This is a genomic window from Planktothricoides raciborskii GIHE-MW2 (assembly GCF_040564635.1).
GTDB classification, from domain to species: domain Bacteria; phylum Cyanobacteriota; class Cyanobacteriia; order Cyanobacteriales; family Laspinemataceae; genus Planktothricoides; species Planktothricoides raciborskii.
In genome coordinates this window covers 2,423,302-2,450,265 of the sequence record NZ_CP159837.1, presented here as the reverse complement: position 1 = coordinate 2,450,265, position 26,964 = coordinate 2,423,302, and the positions used below count along the sequence as shown (strand labels likewise).

The window sequence follows — 26,964 nt, the reverse complement described above, 5'->3', positions numbered from 1 at the left end:
CAGGCACCGAAAGCAGCCTAAACTGGCAGACTAAAGTTAGTTAGAAGGAGCAAGAGGGTCAAAGGGGATGCGTCACCAGACGATCCAAACCTCAAGGAATATTCGGAAAAACGCCACCAGAAATACGGTAAGAGCTACTGGGAGAAAAACAACCCGGAACTATGAAATCGCTCAGTACCTAAACTGGAAATGTCCTATTTGTGGCGAACCCATATTCAATGTTGCAGTCGGTCGCATCGGCAGAGCACGTTACGTTTTCGATACAAATGTGATTGTGAGTTCCTTACTTTTCAAGAACGGTAATCCCTCGAAATCATTTCGCTACGCTTTGAAACTGGGGAGGTTCTGTTGTGGCTTGAGTTGTACGAATATGGGTTAGTGGTTTCAGTTTGGTTGTGACCATATTTTGCGGCGGAAAACCGACGGATAAAACCCCGTTTTACGAGTTATGGTCTCATTTTGAAATTATAGACCCCTCAAAATCCGTCAGAAAAGTCCTTGTAAATTTGAAATAGTAAGGGTTTAAGCCGCTTTGTTTCGGTTTTCGGTAGTGGTGCATAGTCAGGAAAATTGGATATAATCATTTAGTAAAATAATAACTTGATCTTCTATGAATTGTCCCCGATGCGGTTCTAAAAATGTTGTGAAAAATGGCTACACTTCCAGCGGGAAGCAAAACTTTAAATGCAAGCACTGTAGTAGGCATTTTGTGCTTGAAACTAGACACCAACCTATATCGCCATAAAAAAAGAAATGATAGATAAACTTTTCTTAGAAAAGATATCTTTGGCTGGCATAGCCCGATCCAACGGGGTGTCTCCGAGATGGTTACAATATTACGTCTAGAAAAAAATTAGCATTAGTTCCTCGATTTGTGAATGTCACATGATCAAAAATAGTTTTATTAAGAAAAAAATGTGATAATATATGTTTTTTTGTATCAAAATATTGTAATGTAATAAATAGTTAATTTTGCTGGGCATACATAGATCCTATAATTTTTTTTTGGGATGTTTATTGGCAGCATATATGAGTTGTGATCTAAATAATCATGGGATTATTTACCCCCTGTTTACCGTCAATTTGCTGTTATTTACACAGATTTTTTGCAAGCATTATCGACCATTTTTAGACCAAAAAACACAATTATGTAGCCAAAAATAGTTATTTAACAAATTTATCTAAGATTTTAATAATACTATTAATAAAGATAATATATAAACAACCCAAAAGTTATTTTATTTTAAATAAGTATAAATTTTTTAAAAAATATATTTTACCACTTATAATAGTAACGCATTTTTTAATTATTAAAGCAACTCATAATATCCTGAGTATGCAGCACTAAACGGTTTTCTAAAGCAAAAGCAGTATTTTGACTCATTGACAATTCCCGCGATGTATTGGAAGATAAGTAGCAATGCTTTTCAGTGTTACGTTTCGGGCAAGAGGTAGGGTTTATGGATAAACAATTGAGGAAAATGAACTCTCAACAAATAGCTCTATACAAACGAATTGAGGCATTTTCGTTCGACCAACCAGATACTCAATTATCTTTCAGCAAACGGTTGGCAAGGTATAACGGCTGGTCGTTGATCTATACTCAGAGAGTGATTGAGGAATACAAAAAATTTACATTTCTAGCTGTTGTAGCAGAACATCCGGTAACGCCATCCGATCAGGTTGATCAAGCTTGGCATTTACATCTGAGTTATACGCGATCATACTGGCAAGAGTTTTGTCCAAAAGTTTTACAAACTCCATTGCATCATAATCCAACTCGCGGAGGCTTATCCGAGCAGTTGAAGTTTGATGACTGGTATAGCAGGACATTAGAAAGCTACAAGCAGTTTTTTGATCAGATCCCTCCAGCCGATATTTGGCCTGACCCCAAACACCGATTTGGGCGAGATTTACACTTTATTCGGGTGAACACCCATCAAAACTGGGTTGTTCCAAAGCTATCTTTGAGTTGCCTACCCAAAGTGCAACTTAGACAAGTCGTAATCCTATCTCTTGTATTGACTTTGGCATCCGCCGTCACTGGCTGCCAAAGAATATCTATTATTCCCAATCCATTAAACTTTACAGGTTCGGAATTTTTGACTTTCTACTTCCAGCTATCAATTGTTGCTGTATTCCTAGCATCTTGCCTCCGAGCTTATCTGCGTTTACCTGATGGCAATCTAGTAAAACGGACTGTATCTCTTGATGCTTACGAAGCTGCCTACCTTGCTAAAGGTAAAAATCATGTTGTGGATACTGCGATTGCTAGCCTCGTCCAAAAGGGGCGTGTAACTGCACAGCAAGAACGACGAATCCTGACTTTGAAGGGATCTGTAGAAGAGCTTTCTCACCCTGTAGAGCAAGCAGTTGCGAATGCTATTGCATCAGACGGACGTATTGATAGAGTTCGGAGTGGGCTTACTCAAGCAATAGCAATAGATGTAATTCGGGATCAATTGCGTCAGCTTGATCTTTTAGTGAGTCGAAACCAATCCTCCAAAGCCCAAACTTACCCAGCACTCTTAATAGCTTGTCTATTAGGATTAGGTATTACCAAGATTTTGGTGGGGATCTCTCGTGGGAAGCCAGTTGGTTACTTGTTGATGATGTGTATCGTTGTGGCTATCATTGGGTTAGGCTTTTGGCTGACTCCCGCACATCGCAGTCGTTATGGTGATCGAGTCCTACAAGATCTCCGTACCCGCGTGCGCTCAACAGTCGTTAGTCATACAGATCCTCACCTTCCCCTGGCATTTGCTCTTTTCGGTATGGCAATTTTACCAAACGATATGTTTGCTGACTTAAAGAAACTATTTATTATTGATGGTGGCGGCGGTGGTGATGGCGGTGGTGGCGGCGGTGGTGATGGCGGTGGTGGTGGCGGTTGCGGTGGTTGTGGTGGCTGTGGTGGTTGACAGCCGTCTAACAATTCTGGTGCAACGGATTGACTAAAGCCGCTTTTGGTGTGGCAAAGGTATTGCTGATGTAGAAATCAAGCCATAGCTATACACCGTCAATCAACTACCACGGGCAAATTGAAATTGCGAAATCTGGTAATGCAATCCGATCTACCTCAGTGGGTTAAAGAAACGCCTTGTCATATTACTATAGTTACAGTCGAAGCATTGTCAATCAATCTGTTTGGGAATGTTCAGCTTAAATGAATCAGCTTCATCATGTCTCAAAAGAACGAAACAGTATGTCTCAAAAGAACAAAGCAGCCATTCTGATTGTCACCTTACTGCTTACGGGAGGATTATTAGCAGTTGGGTATTTTGCCTTTACCCAGTGGCAATCACAAACAGCGGCAGACATTAGACCATCTCCCAGTTCCCCAACAGCTAGGGATGACGCTCGACTCAGGGAGATCAGTGGTGGGCAACAGTTATTGTTTTCTAGCACAACTTCCCCGGCGAAACAGGAGGGAATTGATGCGATCGCGGCGGAAAATTATCCCAGAGCGGTTTCGAAGTTGGAAGCCTCCCTACAACAAAATCGCAATGATCCAGAAGCCCTAATTTATCTCAATAATGCCCGCATTGGCGGTGGACAGTCCTATACAATAGCCGTTTCTGTTCCTATCAGTACGGCGGAAAATACAGCCCAGGAAATCCTGCGGGGAGTGGCTCAGGCTCAAAATGAAATTAACCAAGCGGGGGGTATTAACGGGGTTAACCTGCGGGTGGTGATTGCTGATGATGCTAACAACCCTAGTGTGGCTCAACAAGTGGCTCAGTCTCTAGTGGCTGATGACCAGGTTTTGGGGGTGGTGGGGCATTATTCTAGTGATGTGACTTTGGCCGCATCCCAGGTTTATGAACAGGGTCAGTTGGTGGCGATTTCTCCCACCAGTACGTCGATAGAGTTATCTAAGGCGGGGGATTTCATTTTTCGGACTGTTCCTAGCGATCGCTTTACGGCTAATGCCCTGACAAAATATATGGTAGAGTACCTGGGTCTGAAGCAGGCGGCTATTTTTTATAACAAGAATAGTAGTTATAGTCGTTCTCTCAAAGATGAGTTTACTACGGCTTTATATGGGTATGGCGGCGCTGTGGTGACGGAGATTAATCTGGCTGAGGAGAATTTTAATAGCTTTGATGCGGTAGAATCAGCTATACAACGGGGAGCAGAGGCGATCGTATTATTGGCTGATACGGAAACTGTTCCTCGGGCTTTACAGGTGGTGCGTGTTAATGAGAGAAAGTTGCCTGTGTTGGGGGGAGATAGTCTCTACGAACCTGAAGTTCTAGAGGTGGGAAGCGATAGTGAAGGGATGGTGGTGGCTATTCCCTGGCATATTCTTAGCCACACTAATTCGGAGTTTGCCGGTGCGGCGACTCAGTTATGGGGGGGTGATATTAACTGGCGCACTACTATGGCTTATGATGCCACTAAAGCCTTGATTGCTGGTATTTCTGGAGATTCTAGCCGCCGGGGAGTTCAAAGGACACTATCAGAACCGGGTTTTTCGGCTAAGGGGGGCGGCGGAGATATTCGTTTTTCGTCTAATTCTGGCGATCGCAATCACAACTTACAATTGGTTAAGGTTGAAGCAGGAAGGCGATCGAGGGGATTGGATTATTATTTTAATCCACTTCCTTGATGGTTTAACCCGGTGCGTTTTCGGCTACAATTAGCTATAGGATACTTTCGGGATAATCATCAATAGCAAGCAAGGAGATGAGGGTTGTTTGGTCGCCAACGGATTTCTTTTCTATCATTATTTATGGTTGTGGGTATCGGAGCGGTAATGGCTCTATCTTCGATGGAGTCTACTGTGGCTCAGACCAATTTATTGAGCAGTTCTCTGGGCAATGATTTGGGTAAAACTCCCCAGGATCGCCCAATCCCAGAATCAGAAGAAACTTTGCACTTAGTTCAAGTTAACGAGGCTCAACCAACTAGAGAGGATAACTTTTTGGATCCCAATCCTAACCCGTTACAGTTTCCCACGTTGCCAGCAGAAGTAGAAATTACGGAAACTTATCCGATTACTTTAGCAGAGGCGATCGCCCAAAGCCTGCGGAATAATCGCCAACTGGAAGAAACTCGTTTAACCTTAGAACGTGCCGAAGCCGAATTGCGAGAAGCCAGAGCCGCACTCTATCCTAATTTATCGGTGCGATCGAATTTAGTCAGAACTAATCAGAATGGCACCAGAGAGGTCAACAATGATGAATTTAATCAAGATGTCAACACCACCTCTTTAGATGGCACCGTCGAATTAAATTACAATCTGTTTTCCTCTGGTCGTCGCTCCGCACAAATCAAAGCCGCAGAATCTCAAATCCGCTTAAATCAGCTAGAAGTGGAACGGATCATGTCTGAGCTTAGATTAAATGTCACCGAAGCTTACTACGACCTTCAACAAGCTGATGAAGAGGTTCGCATTGCCAAGTCCTCCGTAGACAGTTCCCAAAAAAGTTTGGCAGATGCCCAAGCCTTAGAACGGGCTGGAGTTGGCACTCGCTTTGATGTCATCCGAGCCGAAGTTCAACTGGCAAATTCCCAGCAAGAATTAAACCAGGCAATTTCTCAGCAACAAATTACTCGGCGACAACTAGCACAGCTTCTCAGCTTACCCCAATCCTTAAATATTGTTGCCGGAGATCCAGTCAAACCTGTAGAAGATTGGTCTTTATCTCTGGAAGAAAGTATTGTATTAGCCTATAAAAATAGAGCCGAACTAGAACAGCAATTAGTCCAAAGAGATATTTCTGAATTCCAACGGCGTGCCGCCCTAGCAAATTTAGGCCCGCAAGTGGATTTATTTGGCAATTATCAATACAGTTGGGTGAATCAAGGTGGCGATGTTTTGTTGTCTACTTCTGGAGATTCTACCACCAGACAAGGGGCATTGGCTTTTGGGGCGAGGATGCAATGGAACCTCTATGATGGGGGGGCTTCCAGTGCCAGAGCCCGGCAACAGAAAAAAAATATGGAAATTGCCGAAACTCGGTTTGCTAACCAGCGTAACCAAGTCCGCTTTGAAGTAGAACAAGCGTTTTTTAATTTGCAATCTAATCGCAGCAATATTGAAACCGCTCAAATCGCTTTAGAGCAAGCGAAGGAAAGTTTACGATTAGCCCGATTGCGATTTCAAGCCGGGGTGGGAACTCAAACTGACGTGCTCGATGCGGATACAGAATTAACCCGTGCTGAAGCAAATTTAGTCCGGGCAATTCTCGGTTACAATCGTTCCCAGGCGGCGATGCAACGAGCGATTACTAATTTTGAGCCGGAGACGACTTTTAGTTTGTAACTTTTATTTCCCAAACCAGAAACCGGGTTTCTGCGAAAATTTTTGGCCAACAACCACAAAATTAATTCAGAAACCCGGTTTTTTGTTCTTTATCTTAATTCAACGGTAAAAGAATATTCATACCCTCGGAAATTAGATTCTAGATCGATCGCATAATCCCCACTGGTGGATATTTGACTACTCCAGCTAATCGGACCGGGAGCACCTCCTTGGTTGCTCAGTTCTCGTTGCCGATTCACATCACTGGCGGCAAAAATAAAGGGAAATGGCCCAGAATTTGCCGTCACAGTGATGGTCTGACCTTGTTGGGCGCTAATGGTGTATTCATGGCTGCCAGTACCGATGAAGCGATCGCGAATCGTCACCGAATTACTATTACTGGGTATCGTAATCCTCTGAGTCTTTTGGTTACAGCCGCTTTCCGTCACATTTTTGGACACCCAACCTTCCAGGGGTTCATTCCCCAGGGTACGCACTTTAAACCAGTTGTTTTGCTCCCCCTCTACGGACAATTGAGTGCGATTTTGCACCTGACCGATAATGTTACCGTCCCTCACCTCCGGGGTAGAACGGACATTCGTGGGCGGATTGGGATCCGAGACGATCGCCATCGTAATTTTACAAGTATCCTTGACCGCATTTGAGGCGGTGGTCGGTCTATTCATCGGCGGATTCGTCGGCACCGTCGCTGGTGCCACCTGCACGGGCGGACTTGACTCAGGAGTGGTTTCTACCGCAGTCGGTTCATTAGTCTCCGTGGCTCCATTAGTTTCCGTTACCTGATTGGCGGTCGGTGGGGGTGTCGTCGGGGCGCAGGCTAAACAGAGCATCCCGGTTAAGCAAATCATTCCGGCCTTTTGCAGCCAAGTAGATGGAAATGTAGTGGTTTGATTGTGATAATTTTTCATAACAGTATCCAAACTCTCTTTAAAGCTTTGACGCTTGATAATTTTATTCGTTGCTGAAGTATCTCAGTCTTATAGTATTTCCCTAAAAAACTATTTTTAGGGGGAAAACGCTAAATTTTTGTCTGATAATTTAGGGCTTTTTTTGAAAGAGAATATATGGCAATAATATCACCTAATTTCAACCATAAAATCATATTTAAATCCTTTAAAATTAGAATTCATATCCAAGTAGTAATCTCCACTAAAAGGCAGTTTTCCAGACCATAAGCTTCGATTGCTATCGGTGTAAGGATCGCCCGCTAAAACTTGTCCTTTGGGAGTAATAATAGTGGGAAATACACTATCGGCATTTAACTTCTCAACCACCATTGTTTGCCCAGCGGCAGCCCTGAGAATGTACTGATGACTCCCCCCACCAATAATTTCTCCTTTGACGATCGCAGAAATTCCATTTTTGGGAAACTGAATCCTTTTACTTACGTCGGAGCAACTGCTTTTTGTCCGGTTTTTAGACACCCATCCTTGCACAGGTTGATCTATCTTAAACCAGCCATTTTCTTCACCAACTACAGAAATAAAAGTACCATTTTTTAACGTAGTAACTTGATTATTATCCGTCACGCGAGGACTAGACCGAACATTCAATGGCGGATTCGGGTCAGCAACTACTGCCTGGGTAATTTTACAGCCCTGGGTGGGTGGGTTGACGACAGTCGGAGGGATGGTTTCGGCGGCTGCGGTTGGTGTAGGTCTCGCCGTAGGTGTGGGTGCTGATGTGGGTGCTGATGTGGGTGCTGATGTGGGTGCTGATGTGGGTGCTGATGTGGGTGTGGTCAAAGTACCTGAAGTCTCTGGATTGCTCTGTGAGGGGGTTTTACTGGTTGAAGACTCAGAGATTTGGGCTTGGGAAGAAGGGAAATTGTCTTCCGGCTGCGATCGCGGCGATTGCAGTGCCACCATTACCCCGCCAACGGTTCCGGCGATCGCCGTAGCCGCAAACATTAAAAATACAGTGTTGTGATGACTCATAGATTGCCCAACCTCAATAGATTGACTTCCTAAACCAGGCGATCGCTCTGACCAACCAGTCTTAATCCCGATCTTAATCCCGATCTTAATCCCGATCTTAATCCCGATCTTAATCCCGATCTTAATCCCGATCCTTATCTCGATCCTAACTCATGGATGCTTATACAATGTTGCTTTATCAGTCCGACCACTCCGGAAAAACCCTGAGAAAGTTTGGAAGGGCGATCGCTTTCGCCACAATTTTGGGTAAGCTCTGAGAAAATAATGAAGTTTAAATCCGGGATTGAAAAAATTTTAGCTGCTAGTCTTTCTACCTTGTGCTAACCAAACAGCGAGCCGCTGTACAGGTCATCGGGCTGCCGATCGCCAGCCTGCGATCAAGTCGTCCTAGGATTTTTGCCAAGGTTTCCGCTATTGTGTTAGACAAAAACTACGGAATCCTCCGGAAAGCTGATGACCAGAGGTGTCCGTGGTTTATTTTTTGATTGTCGTCTCGTGGAGATGTCAAATATGTCGTCAGGTGCATTTCCATATAGGGTTCAATGGCGCTCAGTGTTCTCCCTCGTGTTGGAACCTCCAAGTGATAGATTGGTGCGATCGCCTAGATCAATCAACTTCTCTGGGTAAAAATAACCAACCAGTCAACGGATATTAGCGGCGAGAAAGCTTTCTCGCTCCTACACCATCAATTTCCTAAGCAATGCTGATGGACAAGTAGACAAAAATCTAGAGGAATCTAGCCCGGGCTATTTTCTCAGAGGCGATCGCGCCCCCACAAGCCAATTTGGATATCATTGGCTTCAAGCTTACCAGTTTTATGAGTTTATAGGTTCAAATCATGGAAGAGAACATAGCAATCAGCCAAGATGAACGTAAGGATTTTTCCGTCGGAGTTTCTTATAGCGCTGGCCTAGGAAAAGATACCGTAATTGGTACATTGTCCGATGATAATCTGCAAGGCAACGAAAACAACGACGAACTATACGGTAACAAAGGCAATGATGTCCTCAATGGCAATCAAGATGATGACATAGTTTACGGCGGTGAGGGAGATGACGCCATCAATGGTGGTGCCGGAAACGACACACTCTACGGCGATGGGAAAAATAACGACACAGACACAGACCCTTTAACCAGTGGGTTCGGTAACGATGTCATCTCCGGGGATCTTGGGGATGACTGGATCTATGGCAACCAAGGAGATGACCAACTCGATGGGGGTGATGGAGAAGATCGCCTCTGGGGTGGGCAAGGCAACGATTTGCTCTCCGGTGGCAATGGCAACGATGACCTCAACGGCGACCTGGGAGACGACATCATCGTCGGTGGCAATGGCAACGATACCGGCAATGGTGGCGATGGCAACGACCAAGTATTTGGTGAAGAAGGCGATGACTTTCTCATCGGTGGCAAAGGCAGCGATCTGATCGATGGGGGTGCTGGCAATGACCAGATCCTAGGGGATGACCCCAGCTTGTCCTTTGGCTTTGGCAACAATAACGACATCATCCTAGCCGGTGATGGCGATGATATTGTCCTCGCAGGTTTTGGCGACGACCAAGTATTTGGCAACGCAGGCAATGACATCATTGATGCCCAGGACGGCAATGATCTCATCTATGGTGGCCAAGGCAACGATACCGCCAGTGGTGGCGGTGGCAATGACCGGATGTTTGGGGACAAAGGCAATGATGTGCTGATCGCCGGATCTGGAGATGACGAAGTTTCTGGCGGAGAAGGAAATGATCAGATCAGCGGCAACGAAGGCAATGACATCATCAATGGTAACGATGGAGACGATACGGTCTATGGGGGGCAAGGCACCGATATTTTGCGGGGGGGTGCTGGCAGGGATTTAGTCTTTGGCGATAAAGGCAACGACACCTTAATTCTTGACCCAGGAGATACCGTCACTGGCGGGGAAGGGGATGATGTTTTCCGCCTGATTCGGGGTAACGGTGCGTTTAACCCCGCTGAAGCAGCGAACATCAGTGATTTTCGGGCTTACGGCACAGATTTGCTTCAGCTAGATGGAGCCCTGAAGTTTGAAGACCTGAATATTTTTGATGGCATTGGAGAAAATGCTGGGAAGGTGATCGTTCAAGATAAACTCACCGGCCAAACCCTAGCCGTATTAAATGGCATTACTGCTGCTGACTTAACTCGCGACAAGTTCCTCCCAGTGTCCCAACCCCAAGCCCCCGCCTCCCAGGAGAATCAAGAATTGCAACCCAGCATTCCGGCCACCAGCGGACCTGGCGCAGTCACGCCGCCGCAGCCAGTTCAACAAGAACCAGCAGTGATCTCGTTTAGCTTGGGGGAATTCATCCTCAACGAGAACGGTGAACAGATAGGAGCCCCGATTACCGTGAAACGTACCGGCGGCTTGACTCAAGAAGTAAGCGTTGATGTGGCTCTCACCAGCGGAACCGCCACACGAAAAAGCACGGTAGCGGAAGGCGAACAGTTTGATTTCGACGACACCGATTTCCCCTTGAAGGTTACCTTCGCAGCCGATGAAAGCGAACAAAAGGTGGTAATTCCCCTGGAGGACGATGACCTCGATGAACCCGCAGAAACCATTGAGTTAGCATTGACCAATCTTCAGGGAGAAAATGCTAAACTTGGCGACCAAACCACTGCCACGGTAAAAATTCAAGATAATGACGATCCGGGTAACTTAGAGTTTGCGGCTGCGGAATATATCGTAGAAGAAAATAAGGGATCGATTGATGTTCAGGTGAGACGCAACGGTGGCACCAAGGGGAAGGTCTCGGTTAATTTGATTTTGGATGCGGCGGCTACCCCCACGCCTGGGACGCAATTGGCTACCCCTGGGACTGATTACACCAATATCTTTGGTAGTAGCGGCTTGCGTGTGGAGTTTGCCAATGGCGAAAGTGTGAAAACCATCAGCATTCCCATTTTGGACGATACTCCCCCCACCCCAGATGGGACGAAAGAGATTAAGTTAGCCTTGGCTAATCCCAATCCCTCCACGGCGCAATTTGATTCCATCAAAAATACGACAGTCAAGATATTAGATGATGATATTCCGACGCTGACCATTAGTAAAATCGACGATCTGGCCGATGAAGCCGACCCCAGTAATACAGCTACTTTTGAAATTAGCAGTAGCTTAGGTGCTCAACAACCGCCTCAACTGGTCAATCTTCAAATTGGTGGCACCGCTAAACTTGGGGCTGACGATTCCGCTAAACCACCTCAGCCCCCAAGTGATTATATTATTTCCGGAATCACAGACCCGACAAAAACTGCCGTCACCATTAGCGGAGGTACGACCCAGTTTACGGTTTCCGTACCCAAGGATCTCAATGATACCGAGACAGAAGGGCCGGAAACTATCATCATTGACCTGCTACCCGGTACGAATCCCACAGCCTACAATATCGGCGCCGATAAAAGTACCACCCTCAACCTGTTGGATGATGATAAACCTACGGTTTCCCTGGAAGCCTCTGGGCGAATTGCGGAAAATAATTTGGCTCAAGCCGTTGATTTGACATTTACCCTCAAGGGGGCAATCAAAGCACCAATTACAGTCAATTACACCGTTGGCGGATCCGCTGAGAATGGATCTGACTATACAATCAGTGCCACTAGCGTGACGTTTAATCCCTCGGATTTTAATTCAGCGACTAACACAGCAACCAAAAAAGTCAAGGTGTCTCCGTTGGACGATCTCACCCGTGAACCCAATGAAGTGATCGATGTCGTCTTACAAGAGCCACCAGGGGGCGAATATGCCCTAGATCCTGAGAAAAATCAGACGACGGTGACGGTTTTAGATAATGAAACATCGGTATTAATTTTTACTCCCAGTGACCCCCTTGCCCTGGAAGCAGGAAATGCCTCGGAAATTGGGGGAGAATTTAAGATTAGCCGTTTTGGCGGTAGCGCTAACGAGGTGGTCGTGAATTACCAGATTGATAACACGGTAAAGGATTCCGCAACTCCTGGTATTGACTATGACACCAGCAAGCTGCCTAATTTTAATGCCGCCTCACTGACCGGAAGCATTACCATTCCTGTGGGTCAAGAAGCAGTCACAATCCCAATTACACCTCTGAATGATCGGGTCGGCGGTGAGACGTTGACTGAATTTATTACCTTTAAGTTGCTTAAGGGCAACGGGTATGAAGATCCCCTCGGGGCTGAAGCCACGATTCAATTGATTAATAATGGTGGCTAATTTTTGCTTCTGGTGGTTATTGGTTATTGGTTATTTGTTATCTGGCATTTAATTCCCAGAACGAATAACCAATAACCAATAACGTTTCTGGTGATGAATCGCGCTTCACTTTTCGTTACGATGGAAAATAACTAAACTAGAAAACTAAATCTGGAAATTTAGCCCAGTTAGCCAAAAGCCAATGAGTTCTCAAATTCTGGTAGAAAAGAAAAAGTTAGATCAGCCCCCGTTAGAGATTCACTATCTGGGCGATCGCGTCTTGCGTCAAAATGCCAAGCGCATTGCCCGGGTTGATAGCGAAATTCGCGAGTTGGTGCGGGAAATGCTGCAATCCATGTATAGTGCTGATGGCATTGGGTTAGCAGCGCCCCAAGTGGCCATTCAAAAACAATTGATTGTGGTGGACTGCGAACCGGATAACCCCGCTACTCCCCCGGTGGTGTTGATTAATCCGACGATTAAGAAATATAGTCGGGAATTGTCGGTTTTCCAAGAAGGTTGCCTAAGCATTCCTGGCGTGTATTTGGAAGTGAAGCGCCCAGAGGCGATCGAGGTGGCTTATAAAGATGAGCATGGCCGACCAAAAACTTTAACCGCGAATGGTTTATTGTCTCGTTGTATTCAACATGAAATGGATCATCTCACGGGGGTTCTGTTTGTTGACCGGGTAGAAAATTCTCTCGCTTTAACCGAAGAACTGACAAAACATGGTTTTTCGCCGAAAGCTGTTCATAAATTGACTTAAGTCTAACGAAAATCTTTCTTGTTTACGGTTGACAGTGAACTGTCAACCATTTTTTAGCTTACCTAATTCTTACCTAATTCTTACCTAAATATTGTCATGCCAATCGATCCAAAAAGTTATCTCTATCTCGGTGGTGCTTGTATCGCCGGAATTGCAGCGGTCGGTTCAGTGTTTGAATTATCTTCTGGAACTCCGCAGCTTGGTACGGCGATCACAAGTGTGATTCTTACTCTAAGTGTGCCATTGGGTGGTTTTTTATTTGTTGCCGCTATTCGTAATGCTCAAGGTAATTAATCTCAGCTAAGATTAATTAGATTAATTATAAAAAAGGGAATAATTTTTCCCTTTTTTCCTTTGGTGATTATTTATGTACAGCGTTTTTATGATTAGGGCACCACAAATATAGTTATTTCAATTAAGATTAATACAATTATCTAGGGGCGCAAGCCGCCGCGCCCCTACGATATCTGTTGATTTGCTTCTTTGGGCGCGGCGGTTTGCGCCCCTGATGCTTTGTCTCAAGTACAATTGAAATAAATATATAGCGGTTATGATCCCGATGAAGTACAGAGGTCTTCTGGATTCCCGCGCGGGAATGACAGGGTTTTTTTATACTTCATAACTCTGCCAAGTGCTATATTGGTAAGGGCGAAGCATTCCCGGCAAAAATTCACGCTTCTAACCATCTAACTTCTGCCAGTATTGGTAAGGGCGAAGCATTCCCGGAAAAAATTCACTCTTCTAACCATCTAACTTCTGCCAGTATTGGTAAGGGCGAAGCATTCCCGGCAAAAATTCACTCTTCTAACCATCTAACTTCTGCCAGTATTGGTAAGGGCGAAGCATTCCCGGCAAAAATTCACGCTTCTAACCATCTAACTTCTGCCAGTATTGGTAAGGGCGAAGCATTCCCGGCAAAAATTCACGCTTCTAACCATCTAACTTCTGCGGGAATGCTTCGCCCCTACAAGCGCCCGTTCAAATCGATGTCAACGAAAATTTGATCATAATTTTCTCCATTTTCTCCGGGATGAACCAGGGCGAAGCATTTTGACCCAAATTTGAGGATTTTTCCAGAAATTTTTGCCAAAATGCTTCGCCCCTACAATGTCCCTCTAGGTTGGGAATGGGATATAATGGATCATCTTGGATTGTCTGCCAAAATTTATTTATCATTAAAATCATTTAAAATTCCATGACCCAGAAAGATCCTGAAGAGGCTTATCTACGACAAATCTTTCATGGAACGGGAAACACAGGTCAGCCAGATATCCCCGGTCAACCACCCCAGCGTTATCCCTTGTCTTCAACGGTTGAGGTGGTGCTAGGACGAGATCCGAGTTGTCAAATTCTGGTACAGCCCCAACAATATGTGATGGTTTCTCGGCACCATGCGGTGATTAGACCTAAGCAAAATCTCCCTAATGGTCAAACCTATTGGGAAATTTGCGATTTGAATAGTTCTAATGGGACTTTTGTTAATGGGAAACGGTTGCGCGGTTCTCAAAAGTTGATGGTGGGCGATCGCATTTCTTTGAGTAAAAATGGCCCAGAATTTATTTTTGAAGATGTTAGCCCACGTCAAACAATAGTCAACAATACTCCGCCAAGCCAAGGCGGTAAACAGTCAGGAATATTACCATCTCAATCGGCAAATAATCTCACTTTTACCCAATTATTCCCGATTCTTTCTACAGGTCGGGATTTAAGGCGGAAAGCTTATTTAATTCCCGGTAGCATTACGGTGTTATTTGTAGTTTTGATGTTTGCTACTTTGGGCAATGCGAGTTTATTTAATCTGTTACTTGCGGCTTATTTGAGCATTAGTGGTTATTATTGTGTTTACCAACTTTGTGGCAAACATAAGCCCTGGTGGTGGCTTTTCGGCTGTGCGATCGCCACTATGGTGGTGCTATTAAGTCCGCTTTTATCTGTGTTTATTTTTATTTTCCGAGACATTTTGCCCGGTTCACTTCCCGATCCGACAAATGTCTCGTTTTTCCATTTACTTACTGCCATGTTTTTTGGCGCCGGTTTAATGGAAGAATTGGTAAAAATTTTGCCCGTTTTGATGGCATTGGTGATAGGCCGATCGCTGCGATCGCCCTGGAGAGAACGCTTAGGAGTTTGGGAACCCCTGGATGGGATTTTATTAGGCAGCGCCTCAGCGGTTGGATTTACCCTGTTAGAGACTTTAGGACAATATGTACCGCAGATTGTTCAAGAAGTCGGAGAACTCCAAGGATTACAGTTATTAATTCCTCGGATATTAGGATCTGTGGCCGGTCATACGGCTTACAGTGGTTATTTGGGCTATTTTGTCGGCTTGAGTGTGTTGCAACCCAAGCAACGTTGGTTGATTTTAGGGGTGGGATATCTTTGTGCCTCTGGTTTGCACGCCCTCTGGAATTCTACAGTAATTTTGGGATATCATGTCCTGGCCATTGTGGGCATTTTATCTTATGCGTTTTTAGGCGCTGCCATTTTGAAAGCGCGATCGCTCTCCCCCACGCGAGCAGAAAATTTTGCCACTCGGTTACGAGGGCAATGATGGCTGAATGAGATGGCTGAATGATTGCCTGAGTTATGGGCTAGATCATTTTTTCGGAAACAATTATTGACCCAATTCTTCTATTTGGTTTAATTCGGCTAAAGCATAACGGGCGATCGCAAAACTGACGCGAGCTCTTTCAATCTCTGATAGTTCCGTCCACTGGCAAACACCGGAATTCAACCCATCTGCTCCTACCAGGGTTGATTCCGCAGAGTTGCCCCGCATGGCAAAGGCGAATGGACGCGCTAATACTTGCAAGTCTTCCTTAGCCCAGTCCGGTAACAAGTGATGAACGCATTGCACCAGTTGCTCCGCTAATGGCATCTGGTTCAGTTCTTGACAGCCGGTTTGAATGACTTCGATCGCCGAGGTGGCGATCTCCTCTAACCATGTCACCGGCACAAAATCCGCAAATTTGGCATAAATTGCTTGTTTTAGTTGGGCAATTGCGCGATGTTCTTGATGATGTTCTTGATGATGTTCTTGATGACTTTCTTGATAGTTTTCTTGATAATTTGCTCCATCGACTTCCTGCCAAACTTTTTCTAATTGAGCTACCCAGATTGGGGTTCTCGCGGCCAAAACCTCATCGGTAAGCTCTTCCAACCCACAATCTTGTTCGATCGCTTGAAAATAAACTTCTGACTCTGGGTCTGCGGGATTCCACGGATAGGCAATTTCATCTATTACCAGTGAATCCAATAATTCCAACTCTACCGGAAATGAGTCTGGGAAAAAGCTAGACTTTTTTGATTGATTAAACATTTTGATTCTGCTCCTGATCTTGGGATTGCTCCCGTTCTATTCTTACCGCTACCTACAACGGTATTTTTGATAGTTCCGCATATATTATGAAGGAAAATATGAAGGAAAAATTGACTCAGGGTCATTTGTTATTTGTTATTTGTTATTTGTTGTTATTTGTTTGTTGGTTATTTTTTGTTAATTATTTGTTATTGGTTATTTGTTGTTTGTTGTTAAGCATTTGTTATTTGTGATTCGCTGAAATCATAACAAACAACCAACAACCACCAACCAAAGAATCCCTACCCAACAACCAACAACCACCTTGCCCTTCGACTTCGCTACCTTCGACTTCGCTACCTTCGGCTTCGCTACCTTCGACTTCGCTCAGGGCTCAACTTCCGCGAAGCGATGTCCTGACCCCTGACCCCTGACCCCTGACCCCTGACCCCTGACCCCTGAGCCGGTCGGGATGCGAAGGGTCGAAGGGTCGGGATGCGAATGGCCGAAGGGCAACCAACAACCAACAACCACCAACCACCAACCAACAACAAATATTACTGTCCTTCAATTACAAACTTTAAGGTTAAACCCTGGGAACTGCCAAATTTAATCTGATCCCCTGACTTGAGGGGGACTTCTTGATGGTGAATTTTTTGCCATCCTTGCGGGGCTAAAATTAACGTGCCATAACGAGAAAAGTCCCGCAAAAAATAGGCCGGTTCTTGGTTTTCTTGACCAGAAATATCCCGATAAAATATTTCTGCGTGTTGTTGCGATACCCAACGTTCTTGAATCACTAAATCATTTTCCGATCGCCTTCCTACGGTTAAGCGTCCCCCTTGAATGTGCCACACTTGTTCCGGGGAAAATTGTTGGCTGTAATCCTCCACAGGTCGCAACGATGCCACTGGTGCAGAAAAGCTTAAGGCTGTGGTTGAATTGTCTGGCAATTGAGTAATTAATGATTCCAAAGATTGAATCAGTTCCCCGTTAAAGTCTGGGTGCATATATAACACCGGCAATGACCAAGCGGGTTGATTAAATTTGTAAAGCGTTAATAACTTTTGGCGGGCGATCGCCACTGCCCGATCAATCGCCATTCGGTTGGCTAACCCCGCAGCAAAGGCTTGAATAAAGCTTAACGCTTCTTCGTCGGTAATTTCATCCCGCATGGCCAAAACTGCGGGCAATCCGTGATGAATCAGCACTTCCGCTAAACTACTGCGGGGAATCGCTTGTTGATTTTCCCGGATAAATGGTTGCGCCCCCCAGCAAGTGTTAAAAACCGCCAAAACTACGCCATTGGCAACGAGAAGTTGGGCTAATTCTGTACCGCTAAGGGTGGTATTTGGTCGCAGTAAAAGTTGACCCCCATCGGGGGCTTTTACCCCATGACCTGCATAAAAAATAATATTATATTTGCCGGTTTCTAATTGTTGGATTAGTTCAGCTTTGGTCGGTTGAATTAATGTATGCACATAAGAAGGCACCGTGGGCATTGGTAGATGGCGATCGCCTTCCTTTTGGCTGACAATCGGCTGTTGTAAAATTTTTCTTAAAGCATCCGCTTCTTTGGCCAATTGTAGAGGAATGTTAGGTTTTTCCGGTTCGGCATCACTGCCCAAAACCAGCAGGATATTTAAATGATGACTACTGGTGACATTAGATAATGGGTCTACATCACTGGTGGTGCGACTAAATCGCAATTGTGGATTGAGAGAAATCGCCGGTTTCCCAGCCTTTGGTTGGCCGATCTCCCACGGCAAGGCGATTAAATTCGGATCTCTAATATCTAATTGCACTCGTAAGGGTTGTTGCTTGCCGATCGCAATGCCTAGACTTTGGGCGAACGTGCTTTCAATTGCATCTTTAAAGATAAATTCCCAAAGATTTGTGCCCAGTTCCAGCATCAATCTCGAACTATAGCTGATGGATTCACCGATCTGATTCGGGAAAACGGCAATTTCTGAGCCAAAAGCCGGGGGGTTGGGAGAAAACATTTGCTGCCATGCTTGGCACCTTTTGTTGAGGCTGTCTGACCAAAGACAGTCGTGATGGACGTAGCCTCCAGGATAAGGTGCTTTGACGACCCAAATGGCGAAATGACTCCCAGGGTGATTTGTCCCACCCGTTCTGATGGGGATGTCCTGGGTCGGGGTCAACGACCCTTGACCCAGACTTTCTTTTAATGGCGCGATCACAATGCTCAGACACGGCATCTCAGACTGAGACATTCAACTAGGACTCTCTGTTTAAACCGATTTTCTTCCAGTTTATCTGCGATCGGTTCAGGGATTACAGTTTTTGGTGTTGCTACGTTTTGAGGGATGGTTTTCCCGAATGGGGCGATCGGCCGACAGAATGGGGGCAGGTTTCGCGGGGGCAGGCTTCAGGTCAAGTTTCCCAGCTACTTTAGGACTTACGCAAGGGATAACCTTGGCTGATATTGATGCAGAAAGAGTCAAAGCGTTTCGGGAGTGGGCGGCGAGTCACTCAAGCGATCGGGCATCTTTATCCGATAAAGCGATTAGCCGAGAAAGCATTTAAGTAGACGGGCAGAAATAAATGCACCACAGACCCCATTAGAGGAAAGAGGATGCATAGGCAAGAGGATGCATAGGAAAGAGGATGCATAGGAAAGAGGATGCATAGGAAAGAGGATGCATAGGAAAGAGGATGCATAGGAAAATTCTCTATTCTCTATTCTCTATTCTCTATTCTCTATTCTCTATTCTCTATTCTCTATTCTCTATTCTCTATTCTCTATTCTCTATTCTCTATTCTCTATTCTCTCTCCTTCCTACAGGCGGGAATCCAAAGCCTATCGACGGGGAACGAAAAGTGCAATTAATTATGTTCACCTACTTACGAATAAAGGGGTTAATGTCATTTTTAATTGATACTAATATACGCGGTAAAGTAATGTCATTTTTAATTGATACTAATATACGCGGTAAAGTAATGAATTGGCAGCAAAAAAACCGGGGTTATGGGATAATTTTGAGACTTTAGCTAAGATTTACGTCAATTACCCGGTTTCTGCTCGATATGGACGCAACGGTGGCGGCAATTGCTAAATTAGAGGCAGCGAGTTAGGAAAATCTCAGGAGGTTGGGATTATGAGTCCGTTATTAGCGCAAGTTTTACGGGAAATTGAGCAACTGGCGGACTATCGCTTGCGGGTGTATCGACGGTTTCCGCACAAGCGAATGGTGCAAGTGGTGGTTTATTTAAAACCGAGTAATTCACCGTTAGTGAGACAAGATTATTTTCGCATAGAAGAATTGCCACCTTTCGGGTGATTCGGCTGTGGGAACAACCGAAAGAAATTTTTTTCCAGTTACCGGGTTTGTTGCCCTTTGCGGTTTTGAGTAATACAAACAACCGCTATGAAGTTTTAAAGCAAGTGGCAACTGAATTGGATAAAATAGAGGAAAGGCGCGATCGCAGTAACCTCACCGCAGCCAGTCAGATTTTAGCTGGGTTAGTATTAGATGAATATACGATTAGTGAGATTCCGGAGGAGGGATATTATGAGAGAGTCAGTCATTTATCAAGCAATTCTCCGCGAAGGAGAACTGATTGGAGAAGCACGAGGTGAGCAACGGGGTAAGCAACGGGGAATCCTTTAAGGCAAACAACAAATTGCCCGAAATCTCCTGAAGTCAGGAATGACCGTAGAGCAGGTGGTGAAGTTGACAGATTTGCCTCTGGAGGTCGTGCAAAGTCTCCGGGACGAGAATAGTCTTTAGTCGATGGAGAAACCGGGTTTCTTGGCAATAACTTTGATACTTTAGCTAAGATTTATATAAGTAACCCGGTTTCTGAGCAATTATGAGAATTTATGAACATTAAATTAGTGGAATCTTTGGCCCAGGTCGTCCAATCGCTTTCCCCAGAAGAGCGATCGCTTTTAGAGGAAAAGCTGAAAACCCACCAGCAGCAAACCTCAGCCGAGGGAAAAGAGCGTCCTTTTTATGAAACTGCGACTCCAGCAGAATGGGCGAAAGCATTTCGGGAGTGGGCTGAGAGTCACCCGCGCAACCAGCCTTATTTATCCGATGAAGCGATTAGCCGAGAAAGTATTTATGGAGAAAGGGGCTAATGTCATTTTTGATTGATACTAGGGCGTGTCATCAATTAAGCCAAATGACAGAAGCGATGAGATAAATTGCTCCTAAAAAATTACGAGCAGTCTTATCATAACGAGTTGCAATCGCTCTATATTGCTTCAGACGGGCAAAAAAGTTCTCAATTAAATGACGGGCTTTATAAAGCTCTTTGTCATATGGGTAAGAGACTGTGCGATTCCCTTTTGAGGGAATCACCGCCTCACATTTTTTGGCGGAAGATATCGCTTTCGAACTCGCTCATCTGCATCATATGCTTTGTCTGCTAAAACTGCCTCCGCTTCTATCTCTGGTAACAAGACATCCGCTCCCTCTAAGTCATGGGCTTGCCCCGCAGTTAAATGAAATCCGGTCGGATTCCCCAGTGCATCACAAGTGGCATGAATCTTAGTGCTCAACCCCCCTTTGCTACGTCCAATGGCTTGGTCTTCTCCCCCTTTTTTTCCGCCCCGGCACTGTGTTGATGGGCTCGCACAATCGTACTATCAATCATGGCATATTCATCATCCGCATCTTCTGCCAGTAACTGGAAGATATTCTCCCACACCCCAGAACGACACCAACGACTAAATCGAGTGTGAATCACCCTAAAATCACCAAATCTGTCGGGTAAATCACGCCAAGGAATACCGGCACGATAGCGATAGAGAACTGCTTCAACAAAGAGACGATTATCTTTGGCCGTAACTCCGACATGTCCTTTTCTGCCCGGAAGCAGAGGCTCAATTTTTTCCCATTGGTCGTCTCTGAGAGCGTAACGGCGCATAATTCACCTGATGATCTAAAAAGTTTTCTGCTTCTACCTCTGCATTTCTCCTGCTTTTTGTCAAGTCTTCCAATTGATGACACGCCCTAATATTCTGCTGCGGAGTGCAGACCCCACCCATCCTATGCACGCTAATGCCATCAATGCCACCACAAGTTTACGCGGTCAAAGCCATCAGCTTTGTATCATTCCCCAAAATTTAATCGAGTTTTGGAATGTTTACACCCGCCCTGCGGACAAGAATGGTTTAGGGCATACCCCAACGGAAGCTGCTGCCGAAGTAAATCGGTTAAAAGGGCTTTTTTTGCTCTTACCAGATACGTTAGCCATTTATTCTGAGTGGGAAAGGTTGGTGCTGACTTATGGGGTGAGGGGAGTTAATGTCCATGATGCGCGGTTGGTGGCAGCAATGGTGGTGCATGGATTGACTCATATTTTAACTTTTAATATCAGGGATTTTGCCCGGTATGCAGAAGTGACGGCAGTGCATCCGATGGATGTGCGATCGTAGATTTTGGGGGCAAAAGAAACCGGGTTTCTCCCATAACTTTGAGACTTTAGCTAAGATTTGTTGAAGCAACCCGGTTTCTTTGCCAAAGGAGAATTTATCAATATTACAGCAATTTTCTATTGAATAAACCACGAACATTTGTAGGGGCGAAGCATGACCGCAGACAAATTATTGCTGAAAATATTAATCTGAATTCGGTCATGCTTCGCCCGATTGTGGTTTAGTAAGAAAGAGAAACCCTGTAAATTAGTGGGTTCTTTAGCCAAAGTTATCCGATCGCTTTCTCCAGAGGTGCGATCGTCGCCTGTTGGAGATAAAACATGGGTATTTTTTATGCTTTGGCAGGGGGGAATATCGTCTATTTAGATACGGCAAAGCGTGTTTTTTTTATTAAAACGCTATGCCCAATTATTTGAACATATCTGGGCTGGATTTATTCGGTTAATAAGCCAAATTATCATTAAAATAATATAATAAAAATTATCAATAATTTAAAGCCAATAAATGTACGACAATACTTGCAAATTCATCGCCGAAACATTCCCGGACGCTATAGCAACTTGGCTGCTAGGAAAATCCGTGAAATTAACCCAATTAAGTCCCAATTAATTATCCCTAGAACCGATTAGGGCTGATTCTTTAATCCTGCAACAGTCTGAAGATTTGGTGCTTCATGTCGAATTTCAAACCAAACCTTCAGAAGAGATTTTCTTTCGGATGGCGGACTATCGCTTGCGGGTGTATCGAAGGTTTCCGCACAAGCGAATGGTGCAAGTGGTGGTTTACTTAAAACCGAGTAATTCACCGTTAGTTAGACAAGACTATTTTCGCATAGAAGAATTGCCACCTTTCGGGTGATTCGGCTGTGGGAACAACCGAAAGAAATTTTTTTCCAGTTGCCCGGTTTGTTGCCCTTTGCGGTTTTGAGTAATACAAACAACCCCTATGAAGTTTGAAAGCAAGTGGCAACTGAATTGGATAAAATAGAGGAAAGGCGCGATCGCAGTAACCTTACCGCCGCCAGTCAGATTTTAGCTGGGTTAGTATTAGATGAATATACGATTAGTGAAATAAATATTTCGACCCCCCCAACCCCCCTTTTTAAGGGGGGCTTTTAGGAATTTTGCAAGAGGTCTAATATACGATTAGTGAAATAATGAGGAGGGATATTATGAGAGAGTCAGTCATTTACCAAGCAATTCTCCGCGAAGGAGAACTGATTGGAGAAGCACGAGGTGAGCAACGGGGTGAGCAACGGGGCAGATTAGAAGGTGAGCAACGGGGTGAGCAACGGGGAATCCTTCAAGGCAAACAACAAATTGCCCGAAATCTCCTGAAGTCAGGAATGACCGTAGAGCAGGTGATGAAGTTGACAGATTTGCCTCTGGAGGTCGTGCAAAGTCTCCGGGACGAGAATAGTCTTTAGTCGATGGAGAAACCGGGTTTCTTGAATAACTTTTAACTTTGAGACTTTGGCTAATATTTGTTGAACAAACCCGGTTTCTCAGCCAACTGAATTGGATAAAATAGAGGAAAGGCGCGATCGCAGTAACCTCACCGCCGCCAGTCAGATTTTAGCTGGGTTGGTATTAGATGAATATACGATTAGTGAAATAATGAGGAGGGATATTATGAGAGAGTCAGTCATTTATCAAGCAATTCTCCGCGAAGGAGAACTGATTGGAGAAGCACGAGGTGAGCAACGGGGTGAGAAACGGGGTAAGCAACAGGGAATTCTTCAAGGCAAACAACAAATTGCCCGAAATCTCCTCAAGTCAGGAATGACCGTAGAGCAGGTGATGAAGTTGACAGATTTGCCTCTGGAGGTCGTGCAAAGTCTCCGGGACGAGAATAGTCTTTAGTCGATGGAGAAACCGGGTTTCTTGAATAACTTTTAACTTTGAGACTTTGGCTAATATTTGTTGAACAAACCCGGTTTCTTTGGCACATGATAATTTATCAATATTACACCAAATTACACCAATTTTCTCCGCGAAAAAACCACAAACACCTGTAGGGGCGAAGCATGACCGCAGACAAATTATTGCTGAAAATATTGTAAGGGCGAAGCATTCCGGCAGATAACCTATTTGTTAAAATATTAAATAGACTGCCGGAATGCTTCGCCCCTACTCCGGTCATGCTTCGCCCGATCGTGGTTTAGTAAGAAAGAAAACCCCTGTAAATTAGTGGCATCTTTAGCCCAAGTCGTCCAATCACTTTCCCCAGAAGCGGGAATCGCTTTTAGAGGAAAAGCTGAAAACCCACCAAGCGCAAACCTCAGCCGAGGGAAAAGAGCGTCCTTTTTATGAAACCGCCACGACCGCATCAGGAGTTCATGTTATTTTTGGTTGATAATTTTATGCTAGATATGCTATAATCAATTATCAGAGCAAAATCAAATATTAAAATACCATGAAAGTGATAACTAAACTATCTGAATTAAAGGCTAACTGTGGCGATATTACTAACGAAGAAATTGCCGAATTTACCGGAATTGATGAACGGGAACTGACCGAATTAGAGAAGGAAGAGGCACAGAGTATAGAATTGGTGACATTGGCAAAACTCTGTGCTTTTTTCCAATGTACTCCTAATGATTTGTTGTTTTTAGACTGGGAAGAAGTGGAAATCGATCGCACTGCTCCTAGTCTAGAGGTGTTAGCCAAAGCTCGTGAGATTATTCAACAGGGATTTGCTTTAGCTGAGGAAATGCCACCCCGTCCTGCTAAAGAAATCTGGGCAGATTTTCAAGCTGTTCGCGCCCAAGTCGGCGCAGAAATCGCTAATTCTAAGTCGATCGCCCCAGATATGGAAACAGTAAAAACTGATGCTTAAAGTTATCCTGGATACTTCGGTTTTTGTGGCGGCTTTTGGCAGCAAAACGAATAGCAGTCCGGTGAAAATATTGGATAGTTGGGTTGACGGCGAATTTGCCCTGGTTATGTCACCCCAACTTTTAGAAGAGTTAGTGGCAAAGTTATCGCAGCGGGGGGTTTCTGAGCAGACCTTAGTGGTGTTGGTTGCTAAAATTGCCGCGATCGCCCTGCATATTCCTGGATCTTATCAAGCCACTCGTCTTGATGAAATTGACCCGGACGATAATAAATTTTTGGCAGCAGCTTATGAGGCTAAGGCAGATTATTTAGTGTCCGTGGATAACCATTTATTATCCCTGAAATACTACCACGGTACTCAAATTGTGACTCCGGCTTTGTTTTTGCGGTATTTACAGGAGAATTTATAAATATTAAATTAATGGAATCTTTGGCCCAAGTGGTCAAATCCCTTTCCCCAGAAGCGGGAATCGCTTTTAGAGGAAAAACTGAAAACCCACCAGCAGCAAATATCATCAAACCCGACCTTTGAGTAGTTGCCATACCGGGGATGCTCCCGATTAAAATTAGAGAATTGGTTAAATTTATCAAGACGCAACGGTGGCGGCAATTGTTAAATTAGAGCCAGCGAGTTAGGAAAATCTCAGGAGGTTAAGATTATGAGTCCGTTATTAGCCCAAGTTTTACGGGAAATTGAGCAACTAAACCCAGAGGAACAATTGGAGGTAATTAGCCATACAACGAAGCTGGTAAAACGCCAGATTTCTGGCAATTCAGTCTGGCAGGCTTATTTAGAATCCAAACAGGAGCGTCAGGAGGTTTATCGTCGCCTTGCTAACTCCTAATTTTATTACTCGCGATGATGTGTTATCGATTCATGCTGACCAAATTGAGAGTTTTGGCGGCACCCTTGGACTACGGGACGAGGGGCTATTAGACTCGGCTTTAGCACAACCTAAAGCCAGCTTTGCTGGGGATTTGCTGCATAAAACGATCGCAGAACAAGCAGCGGCTTATCTTTATCATCTGGCGATGAATCATCCGTTTATTGATGGTAATAAACCCACGGCTTTTGCAGTTATGGATGTTTTTTTGCGGGTAAATGGTTACAGGTTGGCGGTTACAGATGATGATGCTTATATGCTGGTGCTGCGGGTAGTGCGGAAAGAGTTAGACAAGGTTGGTTTGGTGGATGAGTTAGTTAAGGTTGTGCAACGGATATAAGTAGTTGGGCAGAAATAAATGCAGACCATATCAGAAGAAAAACTGTCATTCCCGCCCCACGCATTCGCGGGGGTAAACTCCGACGGGAATCCACAGCCTATCGGAGGGGAACGAAAAGTGCAATTAATTATGTTCACCTACTTAAGGAAAAAATGGAATAGTTCAGCAACTTCACCCTGGGCGGCGTTAAATTAGAGGCATCAAGTTAGGAAAATCTCAGGAGGTTAAGATTATGAGTCCGTTATTAGCGCAAGTTTTACGGGAAATTGAGCAACTAAACCCAGAGGAACAATTGGAGGTAATTAGCCATGCAACGGAGCAATTGAAGCGGCAAACTGTTAAACAGAAAAAACACAAGCTGAGTGAGTTTAGGGGGATAGCGCCCAACTTACTAGAGGGGCAGGATGCTCAAGATTGGGTTAATGAAATACGGGGGGAATGGCAAGAACGAGAACAGCGGTTATTTGAGGGATTATGAAGATTTATTCGGCGCTAAAGGGGGTATCCCAAATTTATCTCGATACGGCTCCGGTGATTTATTATGTGCAGGGAGTAACTCCGTTTTTTCCTGTAGTAGATGCCTTATTTCAAGAAATTGAAAGGGGTAAGTTGCGGGCGATATCATCTCCCGTGACTTTAGCAGAATGTATGGTACTACCGCTCCGACTTGGTGATAGTGCTTTACAACAAAATTTTTTAGATTTGCTCGCTAATACGCAAGGAATAACCTTGGCTAATATTGATGTGGCAGTTGGGCGACTGGCGGCGGATATCGAGGCACGATACCGATTGAAATTACCCGATGCCTTGCAAATTGCTACTGCTTTGGTAGCTGGTTGTGAGGCGTTTTTAACTAATAGACAAGAGTGCAAAATCCCGATCTCGATCCCCCCAACCCCCCTTAAAAAGGGGGGCTTTTTGGAATGAAAGCACTCTTGTCTAATGATGTGCAACTTAGTCGGGTGACAGAATTGAAAATTATCCTGGTGAGTGAATTAGAGGTTTAATCAGCCGGGGAATTAATTAGGC

At 44.7% G+C, this 26,964-nt stretch carries 25 protein-coding genes and 2 pseudogenes; 22 read left to right on the top strand and 5 right to left on the bottom strand.

The window, feature by feature from the left end:
• Positions 1-610 precede the first annotated feature (610 nt).
• The 5 genes and pseudogenes from ABWT76_RS10235 to ABWT76_RS10220 all read left to right on the top strand — a co-directional run bounded on the left by ABWT76_RS10235 (position 611) and on the right by ABWT76_RS10220 (position 6,271).
• A complete protein-coding gene (locus ABWT76_RS10235; protein ID WP_082348846.1) occupies positions 611-745 on the top strand; it encodes an IS1 family transposase in 135 nt (44 codons plus the stop codon).
• 715 nt (positions 746-1,460) lie between these two features.
• Complete coding sequence (locus tag ABWT76_RS10230; RefSeq protein WP_197285281.1) at positions 1,461-2,921, top strand: TIGR04222 domain-containing membrane protein; 1,461 nt, start codon at positions 1,461-1,463, stop codon at positions 2,919-2,921.
• A 69-nt stretch (positions 2,922-2,990) separates the two neighbouring features.
• Positions 2,991-3,110 (top strand): annotated as a pseudogene (locus ABWT76_RS30665) (transposase); the annotation flags it as partial.
• A gap of 95 nt (positions 3,111-3,205) precedes the next feature.
• The gene (locus ABWT76_RS10225; RefSeq protein WP_354636033.1) at positions 3,206-4,612 is read left to right on the top strand and encodes an ABC transporter substrate-binding protein; all 1,407 of its coding nucleotides are present in this window, start codon (positions 3,206-3,208) and stop codon (positions 4,610-4,612) included.
• Between the two features lie 147 nt (positions 4,613-4,759).
• Positions 4,760-6,271 carry a TolC family protein gene (locus tag ABWT76_RS10220; RefSeq protein ID WP_231636758.1) on the top strand — a complete coding sequence of 504 codons (1,512 nt, stop codon included), beginning with the start codon at positions 4,760-4,762 and terminating at the stop codon, positions 6,269-6,271.
• 89 nt (positions 6,272-6,360) lie between these two features.
• On the opposite strand, the gene ABWT76_RS10215 is transcribed toward ABWT76_RS10220, so the two are convergent.
• Together ABWT76_RS10215 and ABWT76_RS10210 are read right to left on the bottom strand one after the other, a co-directional pair.
• On the bottom strand, positions 6,361-7,179 hold the full coding sequence (locus ABWT76_RS10215) for an SH3 domain-containing protein (RefSeq protein ID WP_054466280.1): 819 nt from the start codon (positions 7,177-7,179) through the stop codon (positions 6,361-6,363).
• A gap of 168 nt (positions 7,180-7,347) precedes the next feature.
• Positions 7,348-8,208, bottom strand: coding sequence for an SH3 domain-containing protein (locus tag ABWT76_RS10210; RefSeq protein WP_072160739.1), 861 nt, complete (start codon positions 8,206-8,208; stop codon positions 7,348-7,350).
• Between the two features lie 838 nt (positions 8,209-9,046).
• Here ABWT76_RS10210 and ABWT76_RS10205 point away from each other — a divergent pair.
• The 4 genes from ABWT76_RS10205 to ABWT76_RS10190 all read left to right on the top strand — a co-directional run bounded on the left by ABWT76_RS10205 (position 9,047) and on the right by ABWT76_RS10190 (position 15,717).
• Positions 9,047-12,421, top strand: coding sequence for a Calx-beta domain-containing protein (locus ABWT76_RS10205; protein ID WP_354636032.1), 3,375 nt, complete (start codon positions 9,047-9,049; stop codon positions 12,419-12,421).
• 181 nt (positions 12,422-12,602) lie between these two features.
• Entirely contained in the window at positions 12,603-13,166 is a 564-nt protein-coding gene (def, locus tag ABWT76_RS10200; protein WP_054466282.1) for a peptide deformylase, read from the top strand.
• 96 nt (positions 13,167-13,262) lie between these two features.
• Positions 13,263-13,460 (top strand): hypothetical protein, encoded by a 198-nt coding sequence (locus ABWT76_RS10195; RefSeq protein ID WP_054466283.1) that lies wholly within the window; start codon positions 13,263-13,265, stop codon positions 13,458-13,460.
• Positions 13,461-14,361: 901 nt separating this feature from the next.
• A complete protein-coding gene (locus tag ABWT76_RS10190) occupies positions 14,362-15,717 on the top strand; it encodes a PrsW family glutamic-type intramembrane protease (RefSeq protein ID WP_072160740.1) in 1,356 nt (451 codons plus the stop codon).
• Between the two features lie 63 nt (positions 15,718-15,780).
• Here the strand turns inward: ABWT76_RS10190 and ABWT76_RS10185 are convergent, their stop codons facing one another.
• Together ABWT76_RS10185 and ABWT76_RS10180 are read right to left on the bottom strand one after the other, a co-directional pair.
• Positions 15,781-16,485 carry a hypothetical protein gene (locus tag ABWT76_RS10185; protein WP_054466285.1) on the bottom strand — a complete coding sequence of 235 codons (705 nt, stop codon included), beginning with the start codon at positions 16,483-16,485 and terminating at the stop codon, positions 15,781-15,783.
• A 536-nt stretch (positions 16,486-17,021) separates the two neighbouring features.
• Positions 17,022-18,701, bottom strand: a complete 1,680-nt coding sequence (locus ABWT76_RS10180) for a CHAT domain-containing protein (protein ID WP_190879821.1) — start codon at positions 18,699-18,701, stop codon at positions 17,022-17,024.
• 885 nt (positions 18,702-19,586) lie between these two features.
• Here ABWT76_RS10180 and ABWT76_RS10175 point away from each other — a divergent pair.
• The 3 genes from ABWT76_RS10175 to ABWT76_RS10165 all read left to right on the top strand — a co-directional run bounded on the left by ABWT76_RS10175 (position 19,587) and on the right by ABWT76_RS10165 (position 20,572).
• Entirely contained in the window at positions 19,587-19,769 is a 183-nt protein-coding gene (locus tag ABWT76_RS10175) for a hypothetical protein (protein WP_054466288.1), read from the top strand.
• Entirely contained in the window at positions 19,766-20,068 is a 303-nt protein-coding gene (locus tag ABWT76_RS10170; RefSeq protein WP_054466289.1) for a hypothetical protein, read from the top strand. Before ABWT76_RS10175 ends, ABWT76_RS10170 begins: the two co-directional genes overlap by 4 nt.
• 243 nt (positions 20,069-20,311) lie before the next feature.
• Positions 20,312-20,572: a hypothetical protein gene (locus ABWT76_RS10165; protein ID WP_054466290.1), complete on the top strand. Its 261-nt coding sequence runs from the start codon at positions 20,312-20,314 to the stop codon at positions 20,570-20,572.
• Positions 20,573-20,603: 31 nt separating this feature from the next.
• Here the strand turns inward: ABWT76_RS10165 and ABWT76_RS10160 are convergent.
• A pseudogene (locus ABWT76_RS10160) lies at positions 20,604-21,363 on the bottom strand (IS5 family transposase).
• A gap of 76 nt (positions 21,364-21,439) precedes the next feature.
• Here ABWT76_RS10160 and ABWT76_RS10155 point away from each other — a divergent pair.
• The 10 genes from ABWT76_RS10155 to ABWT76_RS10110 all read left to right on the top strand — a co-directional run bounded on the left by ABWT76_RS10155 (position 21,440) and on the right by ABWT76_RS10110 (position 26,862).
• A complete protein-coding gene (locus tag ABWT76_RS10155; protein ID WP_190879572.1) occupies positions 21,440-21,874 on the top strand; it encodes a PIN domain-containing protein in 435 nt (144 codons plus the stop codon).
• Positions 21,875-22,540: 666 nt separating this feature from the next.
• A complete protein-coding gene (locus ABWT76_RS10150) occupies positions 22,541-22,732 on the top strand; it encodes a hypothetical protein (protein WP_054466292.1) in 192 nt (63 codons plus the stop codon).
• 313 nt (positions 22,733-23,045) lie between these two features.
• The gene (locus ABWT76_RS10145; RefSeq protein WP_054466293.1) at positions 23,046-23,300 is read left to right on the top strand and encodes a hypothetical protein; all 255 of its coding nucleotides are present in this window, start codon (positions 23,046-23,048) and stop codon (positions 23,298-23,300) included.
• 91 nt (positions 23,301-23,391) lie between these two features.
• Positions 23,392-23,736 (top strand): hypothetical protein, encoded by a 345-nt coding sequence (locus ABWT76_RS10140; protein ID WP_054466294.1) that lies wholly within the window; start codon positions 23,392-23,394, stop codon positions 23,734-23,736.
• 553 nt (positions 23,737-24,289) lie between these two features.
• Positions 24,290-24,712, top strand: a complete 423-nt coding sequence (locus tag ABWT76_RS10135) for a helix-turn-helix transcriptional regulator (RefSeq protein WP_054466296.1) — start codon at positions 24,290-24,292, stop codon at positions 24,710-24,712.
• The gene (locus tag ABWT76_RS10130; protein WP_054466297.1) at positions 24,705-25,121 is read left to right on the top strand and encodes a putative toxin-antitoxin system toxin component, PIN family; all 417 of its coding nucleotides are present in this window, start codon (positions 24,705-24,707) and stop codon (positions 25,119-25,121) included. Before ABWT76_RS10135 ends, ABWT76_RS10130 begins: the two co-directional genes overlap by 8 nt.
• A 249-nt stretch (positions 25,122-25,370) precedes the next feature.
• Positions 25,371-25,556, top strand: coding sequence for a DUF2281 domain-containing protein (locus ABWT76_RS10125; protein WP_190879573.1), 186 nt, complete (start codon positions 25,371-25,373; stop codon positions 25,554-25,556).
• Complete coding sequence (locus ABWT76_RS10120; RefSeq protein ID WP_190879574.1) at positions 25,543-25,935, top strand: type II toxin-antitoxin system death-on-curing family toxin; 393 nt, start codon at positions 25,543-25,545, stop codon at positions 25,933-25,935. The genes ABWT76_RS10125 and ABWT76_RS10120 overlap by 14 nt, the downstream gene beginning before the upstream one ends.
• A 232-nt stretch (positions 25,936-26,167) precedes the next feature.
• Entirely contained in the window at positions 26,168-26,413 is a 246-nt protein-coding gene (locus tag ABWT76_RS10115) for a hypothetical protein (RefSeq protein WP_190879575.1), read from the top strand.
• Positions 26,410-26,862 carry a PIN domain-containing protein gene (locus tag ABWT76_RS10110; protein ID WP_242050014.1) on the top strand — a complete coding sequence of 151 codons (453 nt, stop codon included), beginning with the start codon at positions 26,410-26,412 and terminating at the stop codon, positions 26,860-26,862. Before ABWT76_RS10115 ends, ABWT76_RS10110 begins: the two co-directional genes overlap by 4 nt.
• Positions 26,863-26,964: the final 102 nt, after the last annotated feature.